The organism is Nocardioides imazamoxiresistens (assembly GCF_032378595.1).
In the GTDB taxonomy this organism is placed as follows: Bacteria; Actinomycetota; Actinomycetes; order Propionibacteriales; family Nocardioidaceae; genus Nocardioides; species Nocardioides imazamoxiresistens.
Genome location: NZ_JAVYII010000001.1, coordinates 157,196 through 179,727, shown reverse-complemented (window position 1 = coordinate 179,727; position 22,532 = coordinate 157,196). Strand labels below are relative to the sequence as shown.

Below are 22,532 nucleotides of genomic sequence, written 5' to 3'. Positions count from 1 at the left end.
CGGGCGACGGGCACATCGTTCGAGACGGCGCGCGTCTCCGTTCGCTCGAGCGGGGCAAACGCGATGCACGCGGTCCATTGCCTGTCCATCAAGTTCGTGCGGCTCGTGCGTGACAACTCCGGACCGCATCGAAGCTGACGAGCGCAGGCTCATAGCGTCGGCGCAGGGCTGTCCCAACGTCGGGGTGATGCGCTGCTACGACTTCGGCGGGCAGCCGGGCCGTTCGTACGCGTGACGTGTCGCCGAACACGGTCTGGAACTCCTCGAAGCGTCGCCAGATGGTGGGGTGCTTCTCGGGGGCGCACAGTGCAAAGACTGCTGCGTCGAGTTCGCCTTCGCTCACCAGCATGTGCGCGAGCGCGAGGTTGCGCATGGGTTGGCTGCGGCCTTGGCGCACGACGCAACCGCCGTCGGTGGCGCGGGTGCTGGGCGTTGAGATGGGGACGTCGCCTAGGTAGCGGTCGTAGGTGCGTCGGCCACGGCCGTGGTTGTTGAGCTGGAAGCACTTGTCCGGGGCGTCGCCGAAGAGTCCGGGCGTTCGACACGGTGTCCGGTCGGGGTTGGTGTTGCTGTCGTAAGCGCTGCAGGCGCCGAAGTCGTGTTCGCCCAGCTTGACCTCAATCAGTGCACCGACTCGGCGCCCGTCGTTGGTGGTGCCGCGGATCAGGACGTCCACCTGAGTTCGGTGCGGGCTGCAGGGAGAGGCTTCCGCGAGGCGGTCGAGCTCGTCTTCCCATTCGAATGCGACCGCGTCGGGGTGGGACACCATTCCCAGTCCGAGGAGCTCCAGCAATTCACTTCGAGCGATGTGGTTCAGGGGAGCGAACAGGTTGAGGGCGAAGGCTTGTGAGCTGCGAACGTGCCGGACGTAGCGATGGGTCGACCCGCGTGCGCGTAACTCGGCAAGTGCATTCTGCGCGCCTGGAAGGACGGCCGAGGCGTCGTCGTTGAAGTAGAGGTCACGCAGCGTCACTGCTGGTCTCCCGCAAGTCCAGTGGTGAGCCGTTCAGGCCAGCGGGGGCCGGTCACCGCCGCGGACACGAGACCGGTGGGGTGCCACATCTGCCGTTTCGGCAGGGTGACGATGTCCAACGGGGTTTTGAGGTCCTTGATGAGGTGGATGCGCACGTCGACGTCTCCGGCGATTGCCTCGATCTGCCCGGCGAGGTAGGGACTGAACGCGGTGCCGCCTTTGGTACGGCCCAGAACGAGGTGGAGCGTTGCCGGAGCGGTCGATGCTCGTTTGCTGTGTGGCCGCTCGATGACGTGCCCGTTGGCGGCCAGCGTGGTTCGGACGAGGTCGTCGTTGGCGGCGACCCAGATCGCGTAGTCGAGTGCTTGGAGGACTACACGAGGGTCGTGTCCGATCTTGGTCTCGACGACGTGGAGTCCGCCTTGCGCGTCGGCGCCGAGGAAGTCGATGTATCCGGCTCTTCCCACGACTTGCGGTGCGGACGCGATCAGTCCGCGCCATGCAGGGAACTCGCGCCACAGATGTGTCAGACCGAAGGTGGAGGCGGCGCCTTTTAGGTCGGCTTGCAGCTTGTGCTCGCGCATCTGCGAGGTCTGGCTGCCCTGGTCCTCCATCGCGAGCCTGATCTTGGCGTTGATTACGGCGATCTCGCCGGCGGTCGGCGTCTTGTTGAAGGTCTTGTCGAACGGCTCGCGGCCGGCGGGGGCGGTCTTGTACTGGACCCCGGCTTGCACGCGGAGCCCGCCTCGTCGTGTGCTGACTTTCAGCACCTGCAGACCTTCGTGGTGCCAGGAGAGGTAGCTGCGGTTGTTCTCGGCGAGGCCGGCCGTGTCGATCGAGTCGATCCATGACGAATGCTCGTCGGTCAACGATGTGGAACGAGATGCGCGGTGACGAAGGCTTCGCAGGCGTTCGAACAGTTCGGGCCGGCTCGGGGTGACAATCGCGTCGGGCGCGCCGGCGCCGGCGTAGTGCCACATCTGGACGTGCGTCTGCAACCAGGCGACGCGGGTCTCGGTCACCGCGATCAGTTCGTCGGGCAGAACCAGGTGCAGATCGCGATCGCCCTGCCATGCCAGCGCGTAGGCGAGCACCTCATCAGCGGCCGTGACCTTCTCGCCCGGAGTCACGACGGCAATGAGCGCAGTGTCGGAGGCATCGGTGAACCAATGCGCGTACTTGGTCATCCGCTGCGGCGTGAACGCCGATGGCGCTTCACCCAGGATGTGCTCCGCCGCCGCACGTGCCACCTCGGCGTATTGCGCCCGCTGATCCTTCATGACCCCACTGTGCATCGGTCCACTGACACTCGTCTCCTGGTTGATGAGGATGACACCGTCGTGCGCCAATGGGTCGAGAGTCATCAGGCGACTGGGGGGTGGCCCCAGAGGTGTACTTCCTCACTGGTCCGGTGCATCAGCTTGGTGGTGGGGCTTTTCTCGTAGGTCCCCATCCAGCCGGTGGTGCGCACGGAGACATCGACCGGCGCGTCGGGTGCTGCGGTGAAGAGTTTGCGGTACCAGCCGCCGTAGTTGTCGACGACCAGCACGCAGCGTCCAGGTCCGTACGCCCACACGGTCCCCGGGCGGAAGTCGACCGTTTGCTGGGATCCGTCGTCGAAGTGCTCCTCGAGAGGAGTCCTTAAATGGGGTGGCAGGTGCATCTCGTACCCGCCGGTCTGCCACGTCGTCGACGCGATCGGCGCCGTCCGCCGACGCTGCCACAGCTCGGAGTCGCGAAGCGGCCCGGGAAATGGTGTTGCCGTCAGGCCGAGTTCGTCGCGGACCTGAGCATCGATTGTCTGGAAGGCGTACGAACCCTCGGTGGGTGCCCACATCAAGATGTCTTCGACGTCCGAGGGACGCCACCACCGCGCTACGACGTCGAGGACTGGCTCCCCTGAGGCGAAGCCGTTCGCATGCCACGCGGCCAGACCGAGATCAGGCCGAGACCAGCCGAGGCCGTAGACCAGCAAGTGCAGTGGCGCTGCCGCATAGGAAATGGCCCTGCCAAATGCGTCCCAGTCGTCGGGGGAGTGCGTGCGCGGCTTCGGGGGCGTCCGGACGTCGTCGGTCGCGGCGGTACCGCACATGCGCCAGGCTCGCCTCACGTGGCGCACCCACGGTCCGTTGTCGCCCATCTCTTGTGCCAGTGCTGCTGACACGTCCCACGCCATAACTTGTCCTTTCGCCCGACTGCAGCGAGTCCTACGTTCTAGATGGGTCCCGTGCCAGAGCGGAGAGTTTGCGTTGCAGGCGGTTCGAGCGCCTTCAGTCAAGCTGAATCAGATCCGTCAGAGTCCGCAACGGCGCTCTGAGCCGCGATGGACGCCGCGTGCCTCCAAGCCTGCCGGGCGGCTTCGGGACGCAGGTTTCTGTTCCTGGGCAAAGGCGGCACCTGTTCAGTTCCTCTCTCGACGACGCGAACCAGTGGCGGTGACCTCATTCGGCCGTAAGGCTGACGTACAGAACGATGCGAGACCCGTCGGCGTCTAGGAGAGGGCGGATCGGAATGTGGTCTGATCGCTCCGCATCGCGCTGCTTGCATCGGTACTAGCCGAACTTCGCACGCGTCCACAGGACTGCGTCGAGCAGCCGAAGGCGGTGCCGGTCGACAGGGAAGGGCACCTCGCGTTCCAGCTCCTGCAGCCCGTCCAGCACCTCGGGATGGGTCATCAAGTGAGCGAAGAGTTGCAGGTCGACACTGAAGTCGCCCGGCCATCCCGCGCCCGTCTGATGCCGACGCCCGCCGCTCAGGTAGTCGCGGACCAGAGAGTCGCGCACGGGGAAGAGTGCTGTGCGCTTGCGCGCGCAGAGCTTCGCCGCGAAGACCCAATGCTCGGAACGCTTCGCCTCGGTGGCCAGCAGCGTCTTGAACGTCTCATACAGGTCCCACATCCGATTCAGCGTTCCGTCGGCGCCAAGCGGAGTGTGGTCCAAGTCGGTCAACGCCGCATCGTGCGGGAGGACGGACAGCAACGAGCCGATCCGAGCGCTGGCGGTCCCAAAGATCATGCGCGCCTGACGACTGTTCACCTCGATGGACAGCGTCGCAACCGCCCAGAGATCTGCGGGGGTGACCGAGGCAACCTGGTTCTCCCCGACCTCAGCGAAGAGCAAACCGGAGTAGTTGCCCTGGGGGTCGTAATAGGCAGTCAACCGCTCGGCTGCACGTGGCGCCGCAAGCGCATCCATCGTTTGTCGGAGTGCCATCTCGACGACTTCGGCTCGCGCCTTCCTCCACCCTTGCGGCAGCTGGAACGTACGGCCGTCGCCGTATTCACCAAGCTCTGACATCTTCGCCCCCCTCGCTCTACGCCGCCATGAACGTCAGTATGGGACACAGGCGGCGGACGCGGTTCGCGGGCGGGTGGGCCGGATGGTGGTCCAGTGCTGGCTGCCGATGATGTCAGCGATTGCGACAAGGGATGGGGCCACTGCACTAACGTCTGGCAGGAGTGGCCGATCAGACGGAGGCGCATATATGTCGGACGACGAGATCCAGATTCTCGGAGTGCACATCCCCGCTTATAAAAATCTGGTCGACGTCTGGATCCCTTGGCATGACGCATTTGCGCTTGTAGGAGCCAACGGCGCCGGTAAGAGCAACGTGCTCGAGGCACTGACGCTGCTCGCAGGATCGGACGAAAGCGTCGCGGCCATGCGGGATCGGGCTAATCTGGCCGCCATCCAGGGTGCGTCGTTGATCGTCGCAAACGACAGCAACGGTCTCCCAGGCGAGCCCGCCGACTTCGATGACGAGGTCATGGCGGCGCAGCCGGCTCTCGCCCAGGTGAGGAGAGACCAGATGTGGTGGCGCCGGGAGGGCGTCGCCCACGGTCTGACCTTCGCTGAGGCCGTTGCCGCCTGGGAGTTGCCCGATGAGGTCAAGATCGCCTGCTTGGCGGCGTCAGCGCGTCCACTCATCCAATACACGCTGGTGGCTCTCAAAGAACAAACGGATGCGCCTTGGGTTTGTCCACACTGCGGTGTCGGTAGCGGCGGCATGTGCCATCTTTGCGGGGCGAACGAGGACTTCGTCGCGAGCGGATCGCCCACCTACGAGCGTCTGTACAGACGAACTCTGCTGACCCGGGTCGGCTCAACCCGAATCGACCTGGCCGATGCATCTAACGCGTCTCCGGCCTTCGCCGTGGCTGGAGAACCCGTCGCTGGCCTCCCAGACCTCCAAGCTCTAGTAGAACTACCGCTCACCAACCAGGTCCCATGCCGGGTCCAGCGGCTCCCCCCGCCCGGCGAGTTCAGAGTTCCCAGACTTGAGCGCGCGTTCGACGAGGCCTTGGCGGCCAGCGGTCCGCTGATCCAGGTTATGGAGGATCGTCTACCAGTCACTACACCAATCTCGATGTCGGATATGCAGTGGTGGTTGCATGAGGTGGTTGCGAGACACGTCAATACGGAACTCTCACTGACCCAGCCATCGCTGTACATCGAAAGTTACGGCGGTTCGAACGCGGACTGGAGGTTCGGCGTCGAGCACCCGGACGGTCAACGCGTGGAACTCGGTGAAGTCGACGGGAGCAAACTCGGCAACCTGTCGGCCGGCCAGCGTCGCTGGATGGATGAGGCCCTCGCGTCGGCGATGGGAGTAGTCGAGCAACTTCGGATGCGGTTGACCTTGTTTGGACGAGCCGCCAACAACCTAGAGGACGAAGTCGTGTTCGACGCGCTTGCACGGGCGAGTGACGTCGTAGTTGAGGCAGAACGAGACTTCTCATGGTCAAACGCGGCCATCGATCGCCTACTGCAAGAGCTCGAGCCAGCGCTCGTCAAAGCGTCCAGAGAGGTCGCTGGCAGCAATCCGACGGTGACCCGACGTGCAGTCTTCGAGGCGCTGCTGCCGGAACTACGACACTTCGAGGAGAAGGTGGTGATCCGTGTCTTCGACGAGCCCGAGGCGCATCTCCACGTCGGTGCCCAGAACTCGGTCGCTCGGGCGCTTGAGTCTTTGCGACGCGGAGGCCAGAACGTGGTCATCGCCAGTCATAGCCCCACATTCCTTGACCTTCCCGACTGGACCACGTTTCGTCTGACAGGCGGACAGCTTCAACAGGTGCCATCCATCCCTGCGGGTGCTGGGTCCCCGATCGCGTCCGACCTTGGTCTCACCCGAGGCGAATTGCTGTCTGGAATCGGTCACATCCTCATCGTGGAAGGTCTGCACGATCAACTGTTCCTGGAGGCAAATTTCGGGTTGGAGCTACGCGAGCAGCGGGTCGCAGTCATCAGGATGCATGGCACGTCAAACTTGCTGGCGACAGCCGAACTCGATTTCATTGATCGGTACCTCGACGTGCCCGTCACAGTGATGCTCGACTACTCTCGGGCCGACCGCATCTCGAACAACGCGCTGCGCAACCTGACGAACGAGGAAAAGGCGGTCCGTGAACTAAAGAAAGCGTGCCGGTCCAGAGGGCGACGCATTGACGTCATCGGTCTGCGGCGTCCCGACATCGTGTGTTACATCAGCGAAGCAGCAATCCGCTCATCTCATCCCAACTTCCCCGGCTGGGCGAAGATCCTCGAGCGATTCGCCGGCCGGCGGAGCCGCCCGCCGTTCAAACCCTGGCTCGAAGAACAGTTCGGGATAGGCATGAAAACTCCGGACGTCAGGGCCTTCCTGTCCGTCATGCAGGAGCAGCAGCTATCGCCAGCAGGCGAGGTCGTCAGAACGATCAACGAGTTCCTAGCCCATGCATGAGACGGATCGCCCCTCGTGCAACGCGGGCGACCCACGTTCCGTTTCCTAGCAGTCGTTGGCTCCGCCCTTGCCGCGCGAAGTTGTGGTCGAGCTTCAACGCGCCAAGGCCATCGCGAGATTGCGGCGAGAGCAACGGACGACGACGCTTCGAGCTGCGGGTGTCGAGACCAGAATTCGCTGCACCGAGGGCGCGAGCACCTCGTTGCCGGACCGTCGCAAATCCGCGTAGCGTGCAGTGGAGCGATCGGACATCAGATCCGATCGCCACGCGGACGCACGCCCTGGCACCCTCAATGGTCCGGCCCACGCGACGGCCGCATGGCGCCCCATCCTGGCTAGCTGCGCCCAAAGTTCGGCCGGCTCCCACACATAGTCGCCGGTCTCGCCTTCTCCCTGTCGCGTGCCGGGTTCAGTGGAGGCTCTGAAGTGACGCGCTGACGGTAGTCGGCGCAGGGTTGTGCCGGTAGTAGTCGTCCTCGAACTCGACCGGTGGGACGAGCCCGATCTCGCCGTGCAGACGTCGATGGTTGAACCAGTCGATGTACTCGGCGACCGCGATCTCGAGGTCGTCGATGTTCTTCCACGGCCCCTTGTTGCGGACGAGTTCGGCCTTGAATAGCGAGTTGAACGCCTCGGCCAGGGCGTTGTCATACGAGTCGCCCGTCGACCCCACCGACGCGACAGCACCGGCCTCGGCCAGTCGCTGGGTGTAGCGCACTGCGAGGTACTGGACGCCCTTGTCAGTCGAGTCCCCGATAGTGGTGTAGCGCGGTCGCCGAGATCGTCGCCGGCGTGTACGTCAGACGTAGACGCGGCCACCGCGCGATCCTTCGAGTTCACCTCCTACAGCTCACTCGAACGGAGTCATCACGATGACCGCTCCGCACATTGTCGACCCTGCACGCCTGCTCGGCGAGGCCCTCGCCGAAGCATCTGGCCGCCGAGGCCGTCACCCGCGGCGCACCCGGCTGGCTGAACCTCCTCGTCCTCGTCCTCGCATGGGACGCGATCAAGATCGGTTTGCTAGCGATCGCGGTGCTGCTCCGCTGGGTCGGCCTCGCCGCCAGGGGAACGGTCGGACGCCGGAACGACCGGCGCCCTGCCGCTTCCTACAGTTGACCTGTGTCCGACGATCTCTCCCTCTTCGGCGACGACCCGAGACCAGCGCCGGTCGACGCTCCGAAGACGCCGACTCCAATCGCAGACTGGCAGGTTGACCTTCTGCGCAGGGCCCTCGACGCCCGTGGCCTGACGTCCATGGCTGACCGGCAGCAGGCCATTGAATCGGCCGCCGGACGTGCCGTGGAGTCGCTGCGCGCCCTCACCCTCGATGAAGGTCTTCAGGTGTTGTCACGCCTCGGTCAGCAGCCTTCGGCCGGTCGAAGCGCCACCTCGCAGTGGGATGACCGCGAGGACGATACTTGGATCGACCGCCTCTGAGTCCCCGTTTAGGCGAGTAGGCGCTCACGCTCGGCAGCGACGATCTCCCGTGCGACTTCCGCGTCGCTGATGTCGAACGCCTCGGGCGCGCTGTCCGCGGTCTCGGAGACGCGGGCGAACTCGGCGAACAGCTCGCTCTTTCGCGCGAGGATCTCCGTGACACGCTGGTCGACGCCTTCCTCGGACAGGAGTCGGTGGACCTGTACGGACTCGAGCTGCCCCATCCGGCGCGAGCGTGCGATTGCCTGCCACTCGGTCGTCGGCTTGAGCTGTGGCTCGCAGATCACCACGACAGACGCAGCCTGGATGTTGAGGCCGACTCCGCCGGCGACGATCTGGGCAACGAGCACGGCGCCATGGCCCGCGCGCGAGAACTCGTCGACCATCTGCTGACGCTTCGCAGCTGGGACCGAGCCGGTGAGTGGTCCGAAGACCCTGCCGGGGAGCAGGGACGCGATGTCATCGAGGACGCCTCGGAAGTGCGAGAAGACGAGCACTCGGCGCTCGTTGTCCTCGGCCTCCTCGACGATGTCCATGAGCCGCTGCATCTTCTGGGAGCTGGAGCCGGCGCGTAGAGCGGCCTGGCGCATGGCCATGAAGTTCCCATCCATGACTGCGGCGCGATAGTGCTGTTCGTCTGCCGCCGACATTGGCATCCATTCATCAACCTCGACCAGCTCAGGGAGCTCGGTAAGGACGTCTTCCTGGTTGCGGCGGAGGTAAGCCGGAGCGACTTCTTTACGGAACTGGCGTGGAGCAAACTCGGTGGCGCGCACCATCAGATCAGGGCGGAGATAGCCGACGAGGTTGCGGAACTCCTCGATCCGGTTTTCCAACGGCGTGCCAGTGAGCAGGATCGTCCGATCGCTGGCTCGGATGAGTTGGAGGGATCGTCGTGTGCGCTGGGCATCGGGGTTCTTGATGTAGTGGGCCTCGTCAAACACGAGGCATGCGGGCTTCGCACGTCCAGGTATCTGGCCGTCCAGCCAGCCGAGGCTGTCGTACGTCGTCACAGCCACCCCGCCGTTGCGAATCCACGAAGTGAGCGAGCCGTCGCGCCCGGGGCCGTGGAGTCGGTGGGCACGCAGATGGGATTTGGTGCCGACCTCGCGGACCCAGTTCGTGACGACCGCTGCTGGGCAAATGACGAGGAAGTGGTGGGCGCCCTTGGCGCGGAGATGGGTGAGGACGGCGAGGGACTCCACCGTCTTTCCGAGACCCATCTCGTCGCCGATGATCACCTTGCGCTGCACGACGGCGAAGCGGGCGCCGAAGGACTGGTAGCCGCGCAGCGATGCTTTGAGGTGAGTCGTATCGAACTTGAGCTCGCGGATCGCGTCGACGATCTCAGTCGGCAGGTCGCCCTGACTCTTCTCCTCGTCATCGGAGAGGAAGCCGAGCTCCGACAGCATCGCGAAGTAGTCGGCCGGTCGACTGACGAAGTCGTCCCATGGGTCGCCGGCCGCTGAGCCACCGGTGCCAGCGAGGAGAGAAGCACGGTGTTCGACGGCTGCGATCGCTGACCGGAGATCCTTGACCGAGCGACCTTCGGGAACGACGGCGACGTGCGAGACGCTCGGATTCAATGCCGAAATGATCGGCTGGAGCGCCTGCGCAGCCTCGAGGTCGGACGTGGCGCTCTTGATCGACCGTGCGGTGTCCCAGGCGCGCATGGCCTTGAGGAAGTCCGTCGCGGCTGACGAACGGTTCCTGATGTCGATCCGCACGGGCATCTCATCGACGGTGGTCTGCCAGATCGTGCGGGCAGCACCAACCATGCGGTTGCAGGTCGTCTCGCCAACTCCTGGAAGAGCGAGAATCCGGCCACCTTGGTCCAGAACCTGCTGAACGTTCTTGATGCCGGCAGACGTGAGTGCGCTGATCCGTACCTGGCCGTTGGTGGCGTCCTTGAGCCGCTCGACAGGCATTTCGGAGACGAGCTTGCGTGCCTCGGCCTGGCGGACAGCACTGCCGGCATTGGTGACCGCGGAACGAAAGTCGCCTTCGCGTTGCAGGGCTCGATCGATCGCGGTCGTAGCTGAGGCGGCCGAGTCGAACGCGTGTCGATCCATGAGCTCGGACCCGTTCGCCAGAAACGATGCGAAGCCCGCCTGGTCCGTCAAGAGTGCGGACGTCCCGATCGCGGGAACCGACTTCTTGTCCCAGCCTTCGAGGCGTTCCAGCTCGCTTGCGAAGTTCGTGGCGCCCAGCCAGGAGTGAAACCCGGAGATCCACTCAGCCGCTCTGACGCCGGTGTCCTTCTTGTCCTTACTGGAGAACATGCGCCGCGCGCCGAGCACCGATTTCGCGTCTGTCATCGCGCGGGCGAAGCCGTCGCCGCCCATCTCCTCGGTCGCTCGGGCGGCGTCGGGGGAGTACGTGGGCATCTGGTGGCCGCGCGCCATTGCGGTGACGAGGTCACTGTCGCCAGGAGTCAGAGAGAGCGTCCGCCAGGCGACGCCACGCTGGCCCGAGACAGGCATCAAGCGGGCCATGAGGGCATCGACTGCAGCCCGGCGCTCGTCCGCGATCTGCTGTCGCTCCTTCGCGAGCTTCGCCGCTCGCTTCGCCCACCCGGTGACCTCTTCGGCAACGCTCTTGAGGCGCTGACGCTCTTCTCGTTCCATGTCCCCTGCTGACTCGATGTGATCCTTGCGAAGATTAGTAAGGACCGCCGACGGAATCGGCGGGATCCGGAAAACTGTCGGCCCTGCCCAGTAGCGTCCGCAGGCTGTCAACCAGGAGGTCCATCGTGCAGCTTGAAGAGCTGAAGCCCGGTCTGCGAATCGATGGGCTCATCCCCGCCGAGGTCATCACGGTCATCGCCGCCCAGTGGCACGGCACGGACGCGCTCGAACTGACCTACAAGAACTCCGGCGGCGGTCTCGGGCAGCAGGTCGTGTTCCGCAAGGACCAGGACAAGCTCTCAATCGCCCAGAGCGGAAGCCGAGACTTCGACGCTGCGGCCAGCGACTTCAAACTCGTCGCGGAGGCGCAGCGGATCTCGCTGGCCGGACTGTTCGACCCGATGCTCGCCGTCGCGACGAGCGACGTACAGCCGCTGCCGCACCAGATCCGCGCCGTGTACGGCGAACTGTTGCCGCGCACCCCGCTCCGGTTCCTCCTGGCCGACGACCCCGGTGCCGGCAAGACGATCATGGCCGGCCTCTACATCAAAGAGCTGCTGCTTCGCGACGACGTGAAGCAGTGCCTGATCATTGCGCCTGGCGGACTGGTCGAGCAGTGGCAGGACGAGCTGTTCTTCAAGTTCGGCCTCCGGTTCGACCTGCTCACGAACCAACTGATTGACGCCCAGGTCAACTTCAACGTGTTTGAGACCAACCCGCTGCTGATCGCGCGCATGGACCAGTTGTCGCGCAATGAGCGGCTTCAGGCCCAGCTCAAGGAGACCGAGTGGGACCTGATAATCGTCGATGAGGCCCACCGCATGGGCGCTCACTACTTCGGGGGCGAGCTGCGGAAGACGAAGCGCTTCCTGCTCGGCGAGATGCTCGGCCAAATCACCCGCCATCTGCTCCTGATGACCGCAACGCCGCACTCGGGCAAGGAGGAGGACTTCCAGCTCTTCCTCACCCTGCTCGACCGCGACCGGTTCGAGGGCAAGCAGAAGAAGAGCGCCGACGTCAGCGGCATCATGCGCCGCATGGTCAAGGAAGACCTCCTGACCTTTGAGGGCAAGAAGCTCTTCCCCGAGCGCATCGCCGAAACCGTCCCGTACGAACTCACAGCGCTGGAGTACGACCTCTACGAGGACGTCACCCACTACGTCCGCGAGGGCATGAACCGCGCCGAACGCATCGGCGGCAAGCGCAAGAACACCGTCGGCTTCGCCCTTACCGTCCTGCAGCGCCGCCTCGCCTCAAGCCCTGAGGCGATCTACAAGAGCCTCGTTCGACGTACCGAGCGGCTGGAGCGCAAGAAGCAGGAGATCCTCAACGGCACCTACCGCGAGGTCGAGCCCGACATCGACCTGCGTGAGATCGACGACGACGAGTTCAACGCCGAAGAGATCGAGGCGGCCGAAGAAGAACTGCTCGACGCCGCCACGGCGGCCCAAACCGTCGAGGAGCTCAACGCCGAACTCATCGAACTCGGCGAGCTCGTCAAGACGGCACGGCTCGTGCGCGAGGCCGGCACCGACCGCAAGTGGACCGAGCTGTCCACCATCCTCCAGGACAACGCGCTGGTCACCGACGCCAACGGCTGGCCGCGGAAGTTCATCATCTTCACCGAGCACCGAGACACCCTCGACTACCTCCAGGGCAAGATCGGCTCCCTTCTCGGCAAGCCGGACGCGGTCCGCGCCATCCACGGTGGTGTCCGCCGTGCCGAGCGGCGGCAGATCACTGAGGAGTTCACCAAGAACCGCGACTGCCAGATCCTGCTGGCTACCGATGCGGCAGGTGAGGGTCTCAACCTCCAGGCCGCGCACCTGATGGTCAACTACGACCTCCCGTGGAACCCCAACCGCATCGAGCAGCGCTTCGGTCGCGTCCACCGCATCGGCCAGGAAGAGGTCTGCCGCCTCTGGAACCTGGTCGCCTCCAACACGCGCGAGGGCGAGGTGTTCACCCGTCTGCTGGAGAAGCTCGACCAGATGCGTGAGACCTACGGCGGCAAGGTCTTCGACGTCCTCGGCGAAGCGTTCACCGAGACACCGCTGCGCAACCTGCTCCTGGACGCCATCCAGTACGGCGAGCGGGCCGATGTGAAGGCGAAGATGCACGAGGTCATCGACGCATCCGTGGGCGACGGGCTCAAGGACTTGCTCGACGAGCGTGCCCTCGCATCCGACCACCTTGCCGATGCCGACCTGCACGCGCTCCGAGCCGCGATGGACGAGGCCCGCGCACGCCGACTGCAGCCGCACTACATCGAGCTCGCCTTCAAGGCAGCCTTCACCAAGCTCGGCGGACGCATCGTCAAGCGCGAACAGGGGCGCTACGAGATCGCCAACGTGCCCCAGCACATCCGCTCGGCCGGCACCGGCCCAATCGCCACCAAGTACGACCGGGTCACCTTCGACCTCAGCCACGTCCAGCCCGACGACCTCACCCGCGCGGACCTGCTCGCGCCCGGGCACCCGCTCCATGACGCGGTCATGAGCGAAGCCATCCGCAACTTCGGTGGAGCTCTCAACCAGGGCACCGTCCTCGTTTCGTCCACTCTGGAGGAGCCGCAGCTCCTCGTCGGCGTCATCGAAGAGGTCGCCGATGCGACCGGCGAATCGGTGGCCAGACGATTCGGTTACGCCTACGTCGACAGCTTCGGCACCGTCAGCCCCGCCGGGCCGGCACCGTACCTGGATTGCGTCGCAGCACCGCCCGGCCCGGCAACGGACGCCGCCAGGCGTCTGAGCTGGCTCGGCGACGCCGAAGACAAGGCGACGAGCTGGATCATCGCCAATCAGCTGCCCGAGTACCTCGCCGAAGTCCAGCCGCGGCGCCTCAACGAACTGACCAAGGCGCGCGACCTGGTCACCAAGCGCTTGAGCGCCGAAAGCGAACGACTCCTGCTCGACGCCGCCGTCGCATCGGAGAAGGAACAGAAGGGCGAGAAGCCGAAGGAGTCCTCCGACAGCCTCAACCGAAAGGCCGTCGAACTCGACTCACGGCTCCGCAAGCGCCTCGCGCTGCTCGACCAGCAGCAGCTCATGTCGACCAAGCCGCCGCACATCGTCACCGCGGCACTGGTGCTGCCCATCGGGATGCTTGAAGGCGAGATCCCGGCGACCGCACCGATCCACGCGAAGGAGACCAAGGCAGTCGAGCGCCGCGGCGTCGACCTCGTCCTCGCCCGTGAGCGTGAACTCGGCCGCAAGCCCGTTGAGCAGGCGTTCAACAACAAGGGCTTCGACATCCTGTCCACCGATACCAACGGCGACACGTACCGGATCGAGGTCAAGGCGCGGATCGAGGGCTCGAAGGACTTCTTCGTCACTCATAACGAGGTCATGACTGGCAAGAACGCCGTGCCGCGCTACCGGCTCGCGCTGGTCCGGGTCGACCAGCGCGGCGCGCAGCACGACGAGGTCCGCTACCTCGGAGACCCATTCGCGACGACCGACCTCGGAGACTTCGAGGCCACCGGCATCCGCGGCGACTGGGACAAGACCTGGGCCAAGGGAACAGCACCTTTCTGACGCCCGCGGGCCCCACCATTCACTCCCGTTCCACCCAAAGCGTCGGGCCCCAACGGTAAGTTCATGCACACATCACGCGCCGCATCGTCGGTGAGGTTCGCCCGTCATCTCGGGCATGAAGGGTCGAGGAACTAGTGCACAAGCGCAAGCTGATCGAGGTGGCTCTGCCGCTGGAAGCCATCAACCGGGAGTCCGCCCGGGAGAAGTCGATCCGGCACGGCCATCCGTCGACGTTGCACCTGTGGTGGGCGCGCCGGCCGCTTGCGGCTGCCCGGGCCGTCCTGTTCGCGCAGCTCATTGATGACCCGTCGTCGCGTCCTGACGAGTTTCCGACAGAGGATCTACAGCGCCAGGAGCGCGAGCGCCTCCACTCGATCATCGAGCGGCTTGTTGTCTGGGAGAATGTCAGTGATGCCGGATTGCTGGCCGAGGCGCGCGCCGAGATTGTGCGCGCCACAGGTGGTAACCCGCCGCCGGTACTCGACCCCTTCGCTGGCGGCGGAACAATCCCGCTCGAAGCGCAGCGACTCGGACTCCAGGCGCACGCGTCGGACCTGAATCCGGTGGCGGTGTTGATCAACAAGGCTCTGGTTGAGATGCCGCCGCTCGTTGGCGGACGAGCCCCCGTTTTCCCGGGTGTCGCCGACTCGCGAATGGGCTGGTCTGGAACGGACGGGCTCGCGGCGGACGTCCGTGCGTATGGCGACTGGATGCTTGAGCAGGCACGTTCGCGCCTCTCGGACCTGTACCCGACGGCGGTCACGAGCGACGGTCGATCGGCGCGAGTCATCGCCTGGATCTGGACGCGGACCGTGTCGTGCCCGAACCCGGCCTGCGCGATCGACCTACCGCTTGTTCGGTCATGGTGGCTTGGTAAGAAGAAGGGGAAGGAGGCGTACGCGGTCCCGTCGGTTGTATCCGACCCGACTCATCCGAGCGGGAAGCGCGTGGCCTTTTCGATCGGCCACGGCCTCGCAGGCGGTCCGAAGGCGGCCACCGACGGGACGGTTGGCCGCACGGGGGCCACGTGCGTCGCCTGTCAATCCTCGGTTCCCTTGAGCTATATCCGTGATCAGGGACGGGCTCGGCAGATCGGCCAGCAGTTGATGGCAATCTGCGTCGAGGGCAATCGGCGTCGCGAATATCTCCCGCCGACTGAGGATCAGGAGCGATTGGCGCTGGGTGTTGTCGTTCCCGACGACACGATCAGTGGCTCGCTGGGCTTCTACCCGCGCGACCTCAAGGCGCCTACGTATGGCCTGACGGAGTTCGCTGACCTATTCACCAAGAGGCAGTTGGTCACGCTCACGACGTTCAGCGACCTGGTGGTGGAGGCGCGTCAGCGCGTCGTCGCCGATGGTGGAACGGAAGAGTATGCCGACGCCGTCAGCACCTACTTGGGCATGACGGTCAGCCGCCTCGCCGACCTTGGCAATGCCTTGTGTCGGTGGGAGCCGAATGCCGAGTGCCCGAGGCAGTTGTTCGCGCGGCAGGCGATTCCGATGGTTTGGGACTTTGGCGAAGGGAATCCCCTCGGCGAATCATCGGGGTCCTGGAAGGTGCTCCTGGATGGCGCTGCTCGCGCATTCAAGAGCCAAGCGTTCAGCCGCGGAGACGTCCCGGCCGGGCCTATCGCACAAGCTAGCGCACTCGACAGGCCGCTCGATGGACTGGTGATCAGTACGGATCCGCCGTACTACGACAACATCGGCTACTCCGACCTGTCTGACTTCTTCTACGTCTGGCTTCGCCGATCCCTGCGGACCATTCACCCAGAATTACTTTCGACGCTCTTGGTGCCGAAGGCTGAGGAGCTGGTCGCAAATCCATACCGTCACGACGGCAACGGAAACGCCAAGGACTTCTTTGAGCAGGGTTTTCGACGAGTGTTTGAGCGCGCCCGTGAGGTCGCCTCTACAGAGTTCCCAATCACGGTCTACTACGCGTTCAAGCAGAGCGAGTCGGACGAGACAGGCGAAGCGTCTACCGGTTGGGAAACGCTGCTCGAGGGCATGATCCGATCGGGCTGGGAGATTACCTCTACCTGGCCTCTCAGGACTGAGACGAGCTCCCGGATGACCGCGCAGGGACAGAACGCGCTCGCATCGTCCATCGTCCTTTCGCTGCGCCCGAGGTCTAGAGACGCTGGGTCAATGGACAGGCGGGGATTCGTTGCAGCGCTGGCTGCCGAACTGCCAGATGCGCTGAGGAAGCTTCAGCAGGGTCAGATCGCTCCGGTCGACCTTCCACAAGCCGCGATTGGGCCCGGCATGGCCGTCTTCAGTAGGTACAGCGCCGTTCTGGAGCCCGACGGATCCAAGATGACCGTGCGCACGGCGCTCGCGCGTATCAACGAGATTCTCGACCAGGTGCTCAACGAGCAGGAGGGCGATTTCGACTCCACTTCGCGATTCGCTATTGCCTGGTATCGCCAGCACGGCTACGGCGTCGGCAAGTTCGGGGACGCAGACAATCTCGCGCGCGCGCGGAACACGAGCGTTGAGGTAATGGATCGCGATGAGATCCTGACCAGCCGAGCAGGGAACGTCCAGTTGATCAAGCCTGCCGATCTATCGTGGGACTACGACGTTTTTAAGGACGACCACACCAGCAACTGGGAGGCGCTCCACCACCTTGTCAAGACTCTGGAGCGGGACGGCATCGCGCCAGCTGGTGACTTCCTGCAAGCTGCGCTGAGCCGGACAGATGGCGCCGTCGATGCTGACCTGGTCAAGGAGCTTGCGCACCTGCTGTTCCGCATCGCAGAAGGCAACGGGTGGACGAAGGACGCGTTGAGCTTCAACACGCTGGTCACGACGTGGCCGGAGATCCTTGAGGTCGCTCGATCGGTCAAGAAGCCCACCGCGCAGCAGGGCGCGTTCGACTTCGATGAGGGAGACGAGTGACATGGGCTTCTTGACGCCGATGTACGAGCTTGGCGAATACCTGGCCTGGACGCGATCTGGTGAAATCCAGCTCCCAGACTTCCAGCGCGGCTACAAGTGGGAAGACGAGCGCATCCGGCAGTTGCTCGTCACGGTGCTGCGCGGGCACCCGCTCGGTGCGGTCATGCTCCTGAAGACCGGCAACACCCAGGTCCGCTTCAAGCCCCGCGCGATCGAGGGCGTGGGATTGGCAGCGGGAACCGAGGCCAAGTTCCTTCTGCTCGACGGACAACAGCGTCTGACCTCACTGACTCAAGCACTCAGTGGCGACGGCGCTGTTGCGACGAAGGACAGTCGCGGCAAGCTGCTCGACCGCCGCTACCTCGTGCACATGGACACCGCGCTGAGCGACTCGAACCGTGTGGATGAGGCGCTCATCAGCATTCCTGCGGACGGTGTGGTTCGTACCAACTTCGGCAAGGACGTGGTCCTGGACCTGAGCGACCACGACAAGCAGCGCGAGCACGGCTACTTCCCGCTCAATCTGCTGTATGGCGACTACATGAGCTGGATTCTGGAGCTTGAGGACCGCGAGCTCGGCAAGCGATTCCACGAACAGTTCATCAAGCCGGCGGCGACGTACGACATCCCGGCGATCGTGCTCGACGAGAGCACCGACAAGGCCGCGGTGGCCACGGTCTTTGAGAAGGTCAACATCGGCGGCCTCCCGCTGAACGTGTTCGAGCTGCTGACGGCCGTCTTCGCGGGCGACGCCGGGTACTACGAGAAGTCGGGTGAGGACTTCCGCCTGAACGACGACTGGAAGGAGACCCAGCTCAAGTGGTCGTCCTACCCGGTCCTCGCTGCCGTCGAGAACACCGACTTCCTGCAGGCCATCACGATGCTCACCACCCGTAAGCGGAACCTGGCGGACACCTCTGACCGGCCGCCCGCGATCTCCGCCAAGCGCGAGGACGTCCTCAAACTCACCTTGGCGGACTACCTGGAGTGGCGCGACCAGCTCCGCGAGGCGTTCGTGTGGGCTGCCACGTTCCTTGCCGACCGGCACATCTTCGCTCCGCGTGACGTGCCGTACCCGAAGCAGCTGGTGCCTCTGGCCGCGATCAAGGTCGTCCTCGGCAAGGACGCCGACCTCATCAGCGTGAGCGAGCGCCTGATCCGCTGGTACTGGTGCGGTGTCCTGGGCGAGCTCTATGGATCGGCGATCGAGACCAGGTTCGCGCGCGACATCGAGATGGTTCCGTTCTGGGCTCAAGACGAGTCCAAGCCGGTGCCGCGAACGGTTCAGGACGCGAACTTCACCGAGTCGCGTCTCCACTCACTCCGAACCCGGAACGCCGCCGCGTACAAGGGCATCGCCGCGCTCATCCTGGCCGGCGGTGCGCGCGACTGGATGGAAGACAAGGCGCTCGACAAGGTCCAGTACGTCGACCTTGCCGTCGACATCCACCACATCTTCCCGCAGAAGTGGTGCAACGACACCGGCATCGACGACGAGCACCGCGAGAGCATCGTCAACAAGACGACGATCAGCGCCCGCACGAACCGGACGATCGGCGGGGCTGCGCCGTCGTCGTACCTGACCGTGATCGAGTCGCGTGCTCAGCTCGAATCGCCGCGCCTCAACGAGCTGTTGGGAACGCACCTCGTTCCTGCTGAACTTCTGCGTGCAGACGACTTCGAGGCCTTCTTCAAGGCCCGTCGCGAGAGCCTGTGCAAGCTCGTCGAGGCCGCCATCGGCAAGAACGTCCAGCGCGACATCGACCAAGGCTTCGCCGAGGAAGACTCGGCTCATTTCGAACCTGACGAGCTCGAAGACGACACCGTCACGGAGAACGATTGACATGGCACTGAGTAACCGCGACCGCATCGACCGCATGTTCCAGGTGCTCGCGCCGGCACTCGACGACTTCATCTCGACCGTCGTCGGTCAAGGCGATCCGTCGCTCGGCGCCGTGTGGACCAAGCTTGTGCAGGCGAAGGACAGCAAGAACGGCGCACCTTCGACGAAGACATACGACGCGCTGGACCCCCAGGTGCAGTTCCGGATCCTTACCGAGGGGAACATCACCGCCGGGTTCAAGCCGGGTTGGTACCCGTTCAACCAGGCCATCGGCCGTACCGGCGAGACCTTCGCGAGCGAGCTTCGCGAGGTCCGCAATGAGTGGGCGCACAACAAGACCTTCACCGATGACGACGCCTACCGGGCACTCGACACGGGCGAGCGACTCCTCAAGCTGATCGGCGCCGCCAAGGAAGCAGACGAGGTCCGCGGCATCCGGCTCAATCTGCGCCGTGTCACCGCCGACAAGGACGACAAGAAGGTCCTGAAGGCGGCCGTCGACAACCCCGAAGCCGCAGGCCTGCGCCCTTGGCGCGAGGTCCTCCAGCCCCACGACGACGTCGCAACCGGCAACTTCCACGCCTCAGAGTTCGCTGCCGACCTCTACAAGGTGGCCACCGGCGGCGAGGTCGACTCCGACTACGCAGACCCAGTGGAGTTCTTCCGACGCACCTATCTGACGGAAGGTCTGCGTGATCTCATCGGGCGCGCCGTCCGCCGGCTCGCCGGGGACGACAACGCCTCGCCGGTCATCAATCTGCAGACCAACTTCGGTGGCGGTAAGACCCACTCGATGCTCTCGCTGTGGCATGTGGCCGCCGGCCTGCCCGTTGGCAACTTCCCGCAAGAGACCCAGGAACTCCTGACCGCCAACGGCTACGCGGCCACCAAGGTCAACCGCGTCGCCATCGTCGGCAACCACTTCAGCCCGTCCGGCGTGACCAAGGACGACGGCACCCACGTCAACACGATCTGGGGCGAGCTTGCCTGGCAGCTCGGTGGAGCCGAGGCCTACGCGGTGGTGGCCAAGGCGGACCGAGACCGCACGCATCCCGGCGACGCGCTGCACGAGCTGCTCGCCAAGTACGCACCCGCTGTCATCCTTATCGACGAGTGGGTCGCTTACGCGCGCTCGCTCGTGGGTCGTGACGACCTCGCGGGCGGTACGTTCGACGACCAGTTCACGTTTGCTCAGTCGCTCACCGAGGCCGCCAAGGGCACCAAGGGCGTCCTGCTCGCCATCTCCATCCCGGCTTCGGAGACTGGCGACGCCAACGACAGGATCGTCGCTGGCAACGCTGAAGAGGTCGGCGGTCAGAACGGACTTGAAGCGCTCAAGCGTCTCCAGAACGTCGTGCGCCGGGTGGCGGACCAGTGGCGCCCAGCGTCGTCCGACGAGGCGTACCACATCGTCAAGCAGCGGCTCTTCAAGCAGCCCGACGCTGCTGCGCTCGCAGCGATCGGCGCGACGGCTCGGGCGTACGTCGAGATGTACCGCAAGTTCTCCGACGATTTCCCACGTGAAGCCCGCGACGCGGCCTACGAGGACCGGATCAAGCGGACGTACCCGATCCACCCCGAGCTGTTCGACACCCTCTACGAGGAGTGGTCGTCGCTGGAGCGCTTCCAGCGGACCCGAGGCGTCTTGCGTCTGATGAGCACGGTCATCCACGCGCTGTGGACCGGTGAAGACCAGTCGCCGATGATCATGCCCGCCTCGATCCCGCTCGCTACGTCGAACGTGAACTCCGAGCTCACGCAGTACCTCCAGGACTCCTGGAAGGCGATCATCGATGCCGACGTCGATGGCTCGAACTCCGAGCCTGCGCGGATCGATAAGGAGAAGCCGCTCTTCGGTCAGCGCGCGTTGACCAAGCGTCTGGCCCGGACTGTGTTCTTCGGTGCCGCTCCGACCATCGCGCCCGGATCGGTGCACAAGGGCATCGGCACGCAGCGGGTGTTCCTCGGCACCGCGATCCCGGGCGATGTCCCGGGCAACTTCCACTCCGCACTGACCCAGCTCGGTGATCGCGCGACGTACTTCTACTCTGGCTCGGGCAAGTACTGGTACGACGTCCAGCCCAACATCACGCGCACTGCCAAGGACCAGGCCGAGCGACTTCACAAGGAAGACGTCTGGGCCGAGATCGTCCGACGGCTCCAGGACCAGGGGCGCAAGCGGGGCGACTTCGTCGGCGTACACGTGTGCCCGGAGTCCAACGCCGACATCCCCGACACCGACGAGGCACGCCTGGTCATCCTGCACCCGAAAGTCGCGCACAAGCGTGGTGCGGAGTCGGCCGCCAAGGAGTTCGCCCACAAGGCGACCGAGCATCGCGGCAGCGCGAACCGCACGCACCGCAATGCGTTGGTGTATCTCGCGGCTGACGAAGCTCGGCTCGAAGAGCTCGACAACGCCACGCGCGACTACCTCGGCTGGAAGCACGTTCTGTCGAACGAGGCCGATCTCGATCTGACGCAGAACCAGAAGAACCAGGCGTCGCAGCGGGCGACCCAGGCCGACCAGACGGTCACGTCACGCCTGCTCCAGACGTTCACCTGGGCGCTCGTCCCGGCCCAGCCTGACCCCGGTGCCCCGTTCCTCATCCGGGAGACCAAGGTCGAAGGGCAGTCCGACTCGCTCGCAGACCGGGTGTCTCGTCGACTCGGGAACGACGGCGACCTGTCGACGCGCCAGGCCGCGGCGACCATCCGGCTCGCGATCAGCAAGGTGCCACAGATCTGGAAGGACGGTCACGTCTCGCTCGGCTCGCTGTGGGGGCTGTACTCGCAGTACCCGTACATGCCGCGGCTGCGCGACCGGTCTGTCCTCGACGCTGGCATCCTCGACCTTCCGATGATCTGGCAGACCGACGCGTTCGCACTGGCGGCTGGCTACGACGAGGCGGCCGGACGCTACATCGGACTTTGGACGCCGGAGGACAAGGAGAGCGCGCCGGTCGCGACCGACTCGCTCCTGCTGGTCCGCCCGGACGTTGCGCAGAAGCAGCGCTCTGACGAGCCCGGGCCGGTTCCGGCTCCCGGCCCTGATGTTGAGCCGGGTCCGGGCCCTTCGCCCGCAGCTCAGCCCGGCCCCGGCCCGTCTCCGAAGGTCGACATCGTCTGGCCGACGCGGTTCTACGGGGTCAAGACGCTCAACTCCGACAAGATCGCGCTGGAGTTCAAGAACGTCGCCGACGAGGTACTTGCGCACCTGCGCTCGGGCGAGAACACCAGCGTGACCGTCCGGATCGAGATTGAGGCCACCGACTCCGGCGGTTTCAACGAGAGCCGCGTCCGCACAGTGTCCGAGAACGCGAAGACGCTGAAGTTCGACCAGTCGGGCTTTGAGGAAAGTTGACCGGCATGGCTCACGTTGTCATCCCAGACCGCGTGGCGGTCTGTGAGTGAGAATCCGGCGGTTGAAACCGGCGCCAGCCCCCAACTCAACTCGTTCCGCCCGCATTACAAGGGACGGGACTGCTG

The 22,532-nt window shown here is 64.9% G+C and carries 12 protein-coding genes and 1 pseudogene; 7 read left to right on the top strand and 6 right to left on the bottom strand.

The window, feature by feature from the left end; translation table 11 throughout:
• Window positions 1-88 precede the first annotated feature (88 nt).
• The 4 genes from RDV89_RS00905 to RDV89_RS00890 all read right to left on the bottom strand — a co-directional run bounded on the left by RDV89_RS00905 (window position 89) and on the right by RDV89_RS00890 (window position 4,269).
• Window positions 89-973 (bottom strand): PGN_0703 family putative restriction endonuclease, encoded by an 885-nt coding sequence (locus RDV89_RS00905; protein WP_315730565.1) that lies wholly within the window; start codon window positions 971-973, stop codon window positions 89-91.
• Window positions 970-2,253 (bottom strand): hypothetical protein, encoded by a 1,284-nt coding sequence (locus RDV89_RS00900; protein WP_315730564.1) that lies wholly within the window; start codon window positions 2,251-2,253, stop codon window positions 970-972. Before RDV89_RS00900 ends, RDV89_RS00905 begins: the two co-directional genes overlap by 4 nt.
• Before the next feature lie 83 nt (window positions 2,254-2,336).
• Entirely contained in the window at window positions 2,337-3,137 is an 801-nt protein-coding gene (locus RDV89_RS00895) for a hypothetical protein (protein WP_315730563.1), read from the bottom strand.
• A gap of 388 nt (window positions 3,138-3,525) precedes the next feature.
• Complete coding sequence (locus tag RDV89_RS00890) at window positions 3,526-4,269, bottom strand: DUF6308 family protein (RefSeq protein ID WP_315730562.1); 744 nt, start codon at window positions 4,267-4,269, stop codon at window positions 3,526-3,528.
• Between the two features lie 187 nt (window positions 4,270-4,456).
• Between RDV89_RS00890 and RDV89_RS00885 the strand changes: the two genes are divergently transcribed.
• The gene (locus tag RDV89_RS00885) at window positions 4,457-6,694 is read left to right on the top strand and encodes an ATP-dependent nuclease (protein ID WP_315730561.1); all 2,238 of its coding nucleotides are present in this window, start codon (window positions 4,457-4,459) and stop codon (window positions 6,692-6,694) included.
• Window positions 6,695-7,103: 409 nt separating this feature from the next.
• Here RDV89_RS00885 and RDV89_RS00880 read toward each other — a convergent pair.
• Window positions 7,104-7,439, bottom strand: a pseudogene (locus RDV89_RS00880) (integrase core domain-containing protein); the annotation flags it as partial.
• Between the two features lie 143 nt (window positions 7,440-7,582).
• Between RDV89_RS00880 and RDV89_RS00875 the strand changes: the two are divergent.
• A complete protein-coding gene (locus tag RDV89_RS00875; protein WP_315731528.1) occupies window positions 7,583-7,813 on the top strand; it encodes a hypothetical protein in 231 nt (76 codons plus the stop codon).
• Between the two features lie 3 nt (window positions 7,814-7,816).
• Window positions 7,817-8,134 carry a hypothetical protein gene (locus tag RDV89_RS00870; protein WP_315731526.1) on the top strand — a complete coding sequence of 106 codons (318 nt, stop codon included), beginning with the start codon at window positions 7,817-7,819 and terminating at the stop codon, window positions 8,132-8,134.
• 8 nt (window positions 8,135-8,142) lie between these two features.
• On the opposite strand, the gene RDV89_RS00865 is transcribed toward RDV89_RS00870, so the two are convergent.
• Window positions 8,143-10,761 carry a DEAD/DEAH box helicase gene (locus RDV89_RS00865; protein ID WP_315730559.1) on the bottom strand — a complete coding sequence of 873 codons (2,619 nt, stop codon included), beginning with the start codon at window positions 10,759-10,761 and terminating at the stop codon, window positions 8,143-8,145.
• A gap of 125 nt (window positions 10,762-10,886) precedes the next feature.
• Between RDV89_RS00865 and RDV89_RS00860 the strand changes: the two genes are divergently transcribed.
• The 4 genes from RDV89_RS00860 to RDV89_RS00845 all read left to right on the top strand — a co-directional run bounded on the left by RDV89_RS00860 (window position 10,887) and on the right by RDV89_RS00845 (window position 22,407).
• Entirely contained in the window at window positions 10,887-14,297 is a 3,411-nt protein-coding gene (locus RDV89_RS00860; RefSeq protein ID WP_315730558.1) for a helicase-related protein, read from the top strand.
• Between the two features lie 134 nt (window positions 14,298-14,431).
• Complete coding sequence (locus RDV89_RS00855) at window positions 14,432-17,203, top strand: DUF1156 domain-containing protein (protein ID WP_315730557.1); 2,772 nt, start codon at window positions 14,432-14,434, stop codon at window positions 17,201-17,203.
• Window position 17,204: 1 nt separating this feature from the next.
• Window positions 17,205-19,046, top strand: a complete 1,842-nt coding sequence (locus tag RDV89_RS00850) for a GmrSD restriction endonuclease domain-containing protein (RefSeq protein ID WP_315730556.1) — start codon at window positions 17,205-17,207, stop codon at window positions 19,044-19,046.
• Window position 19,047: 1 nt separating this feature from the next.
• Window positions 19,048-22,407, top strand: a complete 3,360-nt coding sequence (locus tag RDV89_RS00845) for a Swt1 family HEPN domain-containing protein (protein WP_315730555.1) — start codon at window positions 19,048-19,050, stop codon at window positions 22,405-22,407.
• Window positions 22,408-22,532 lie beyond the last annotated feature (125 nt).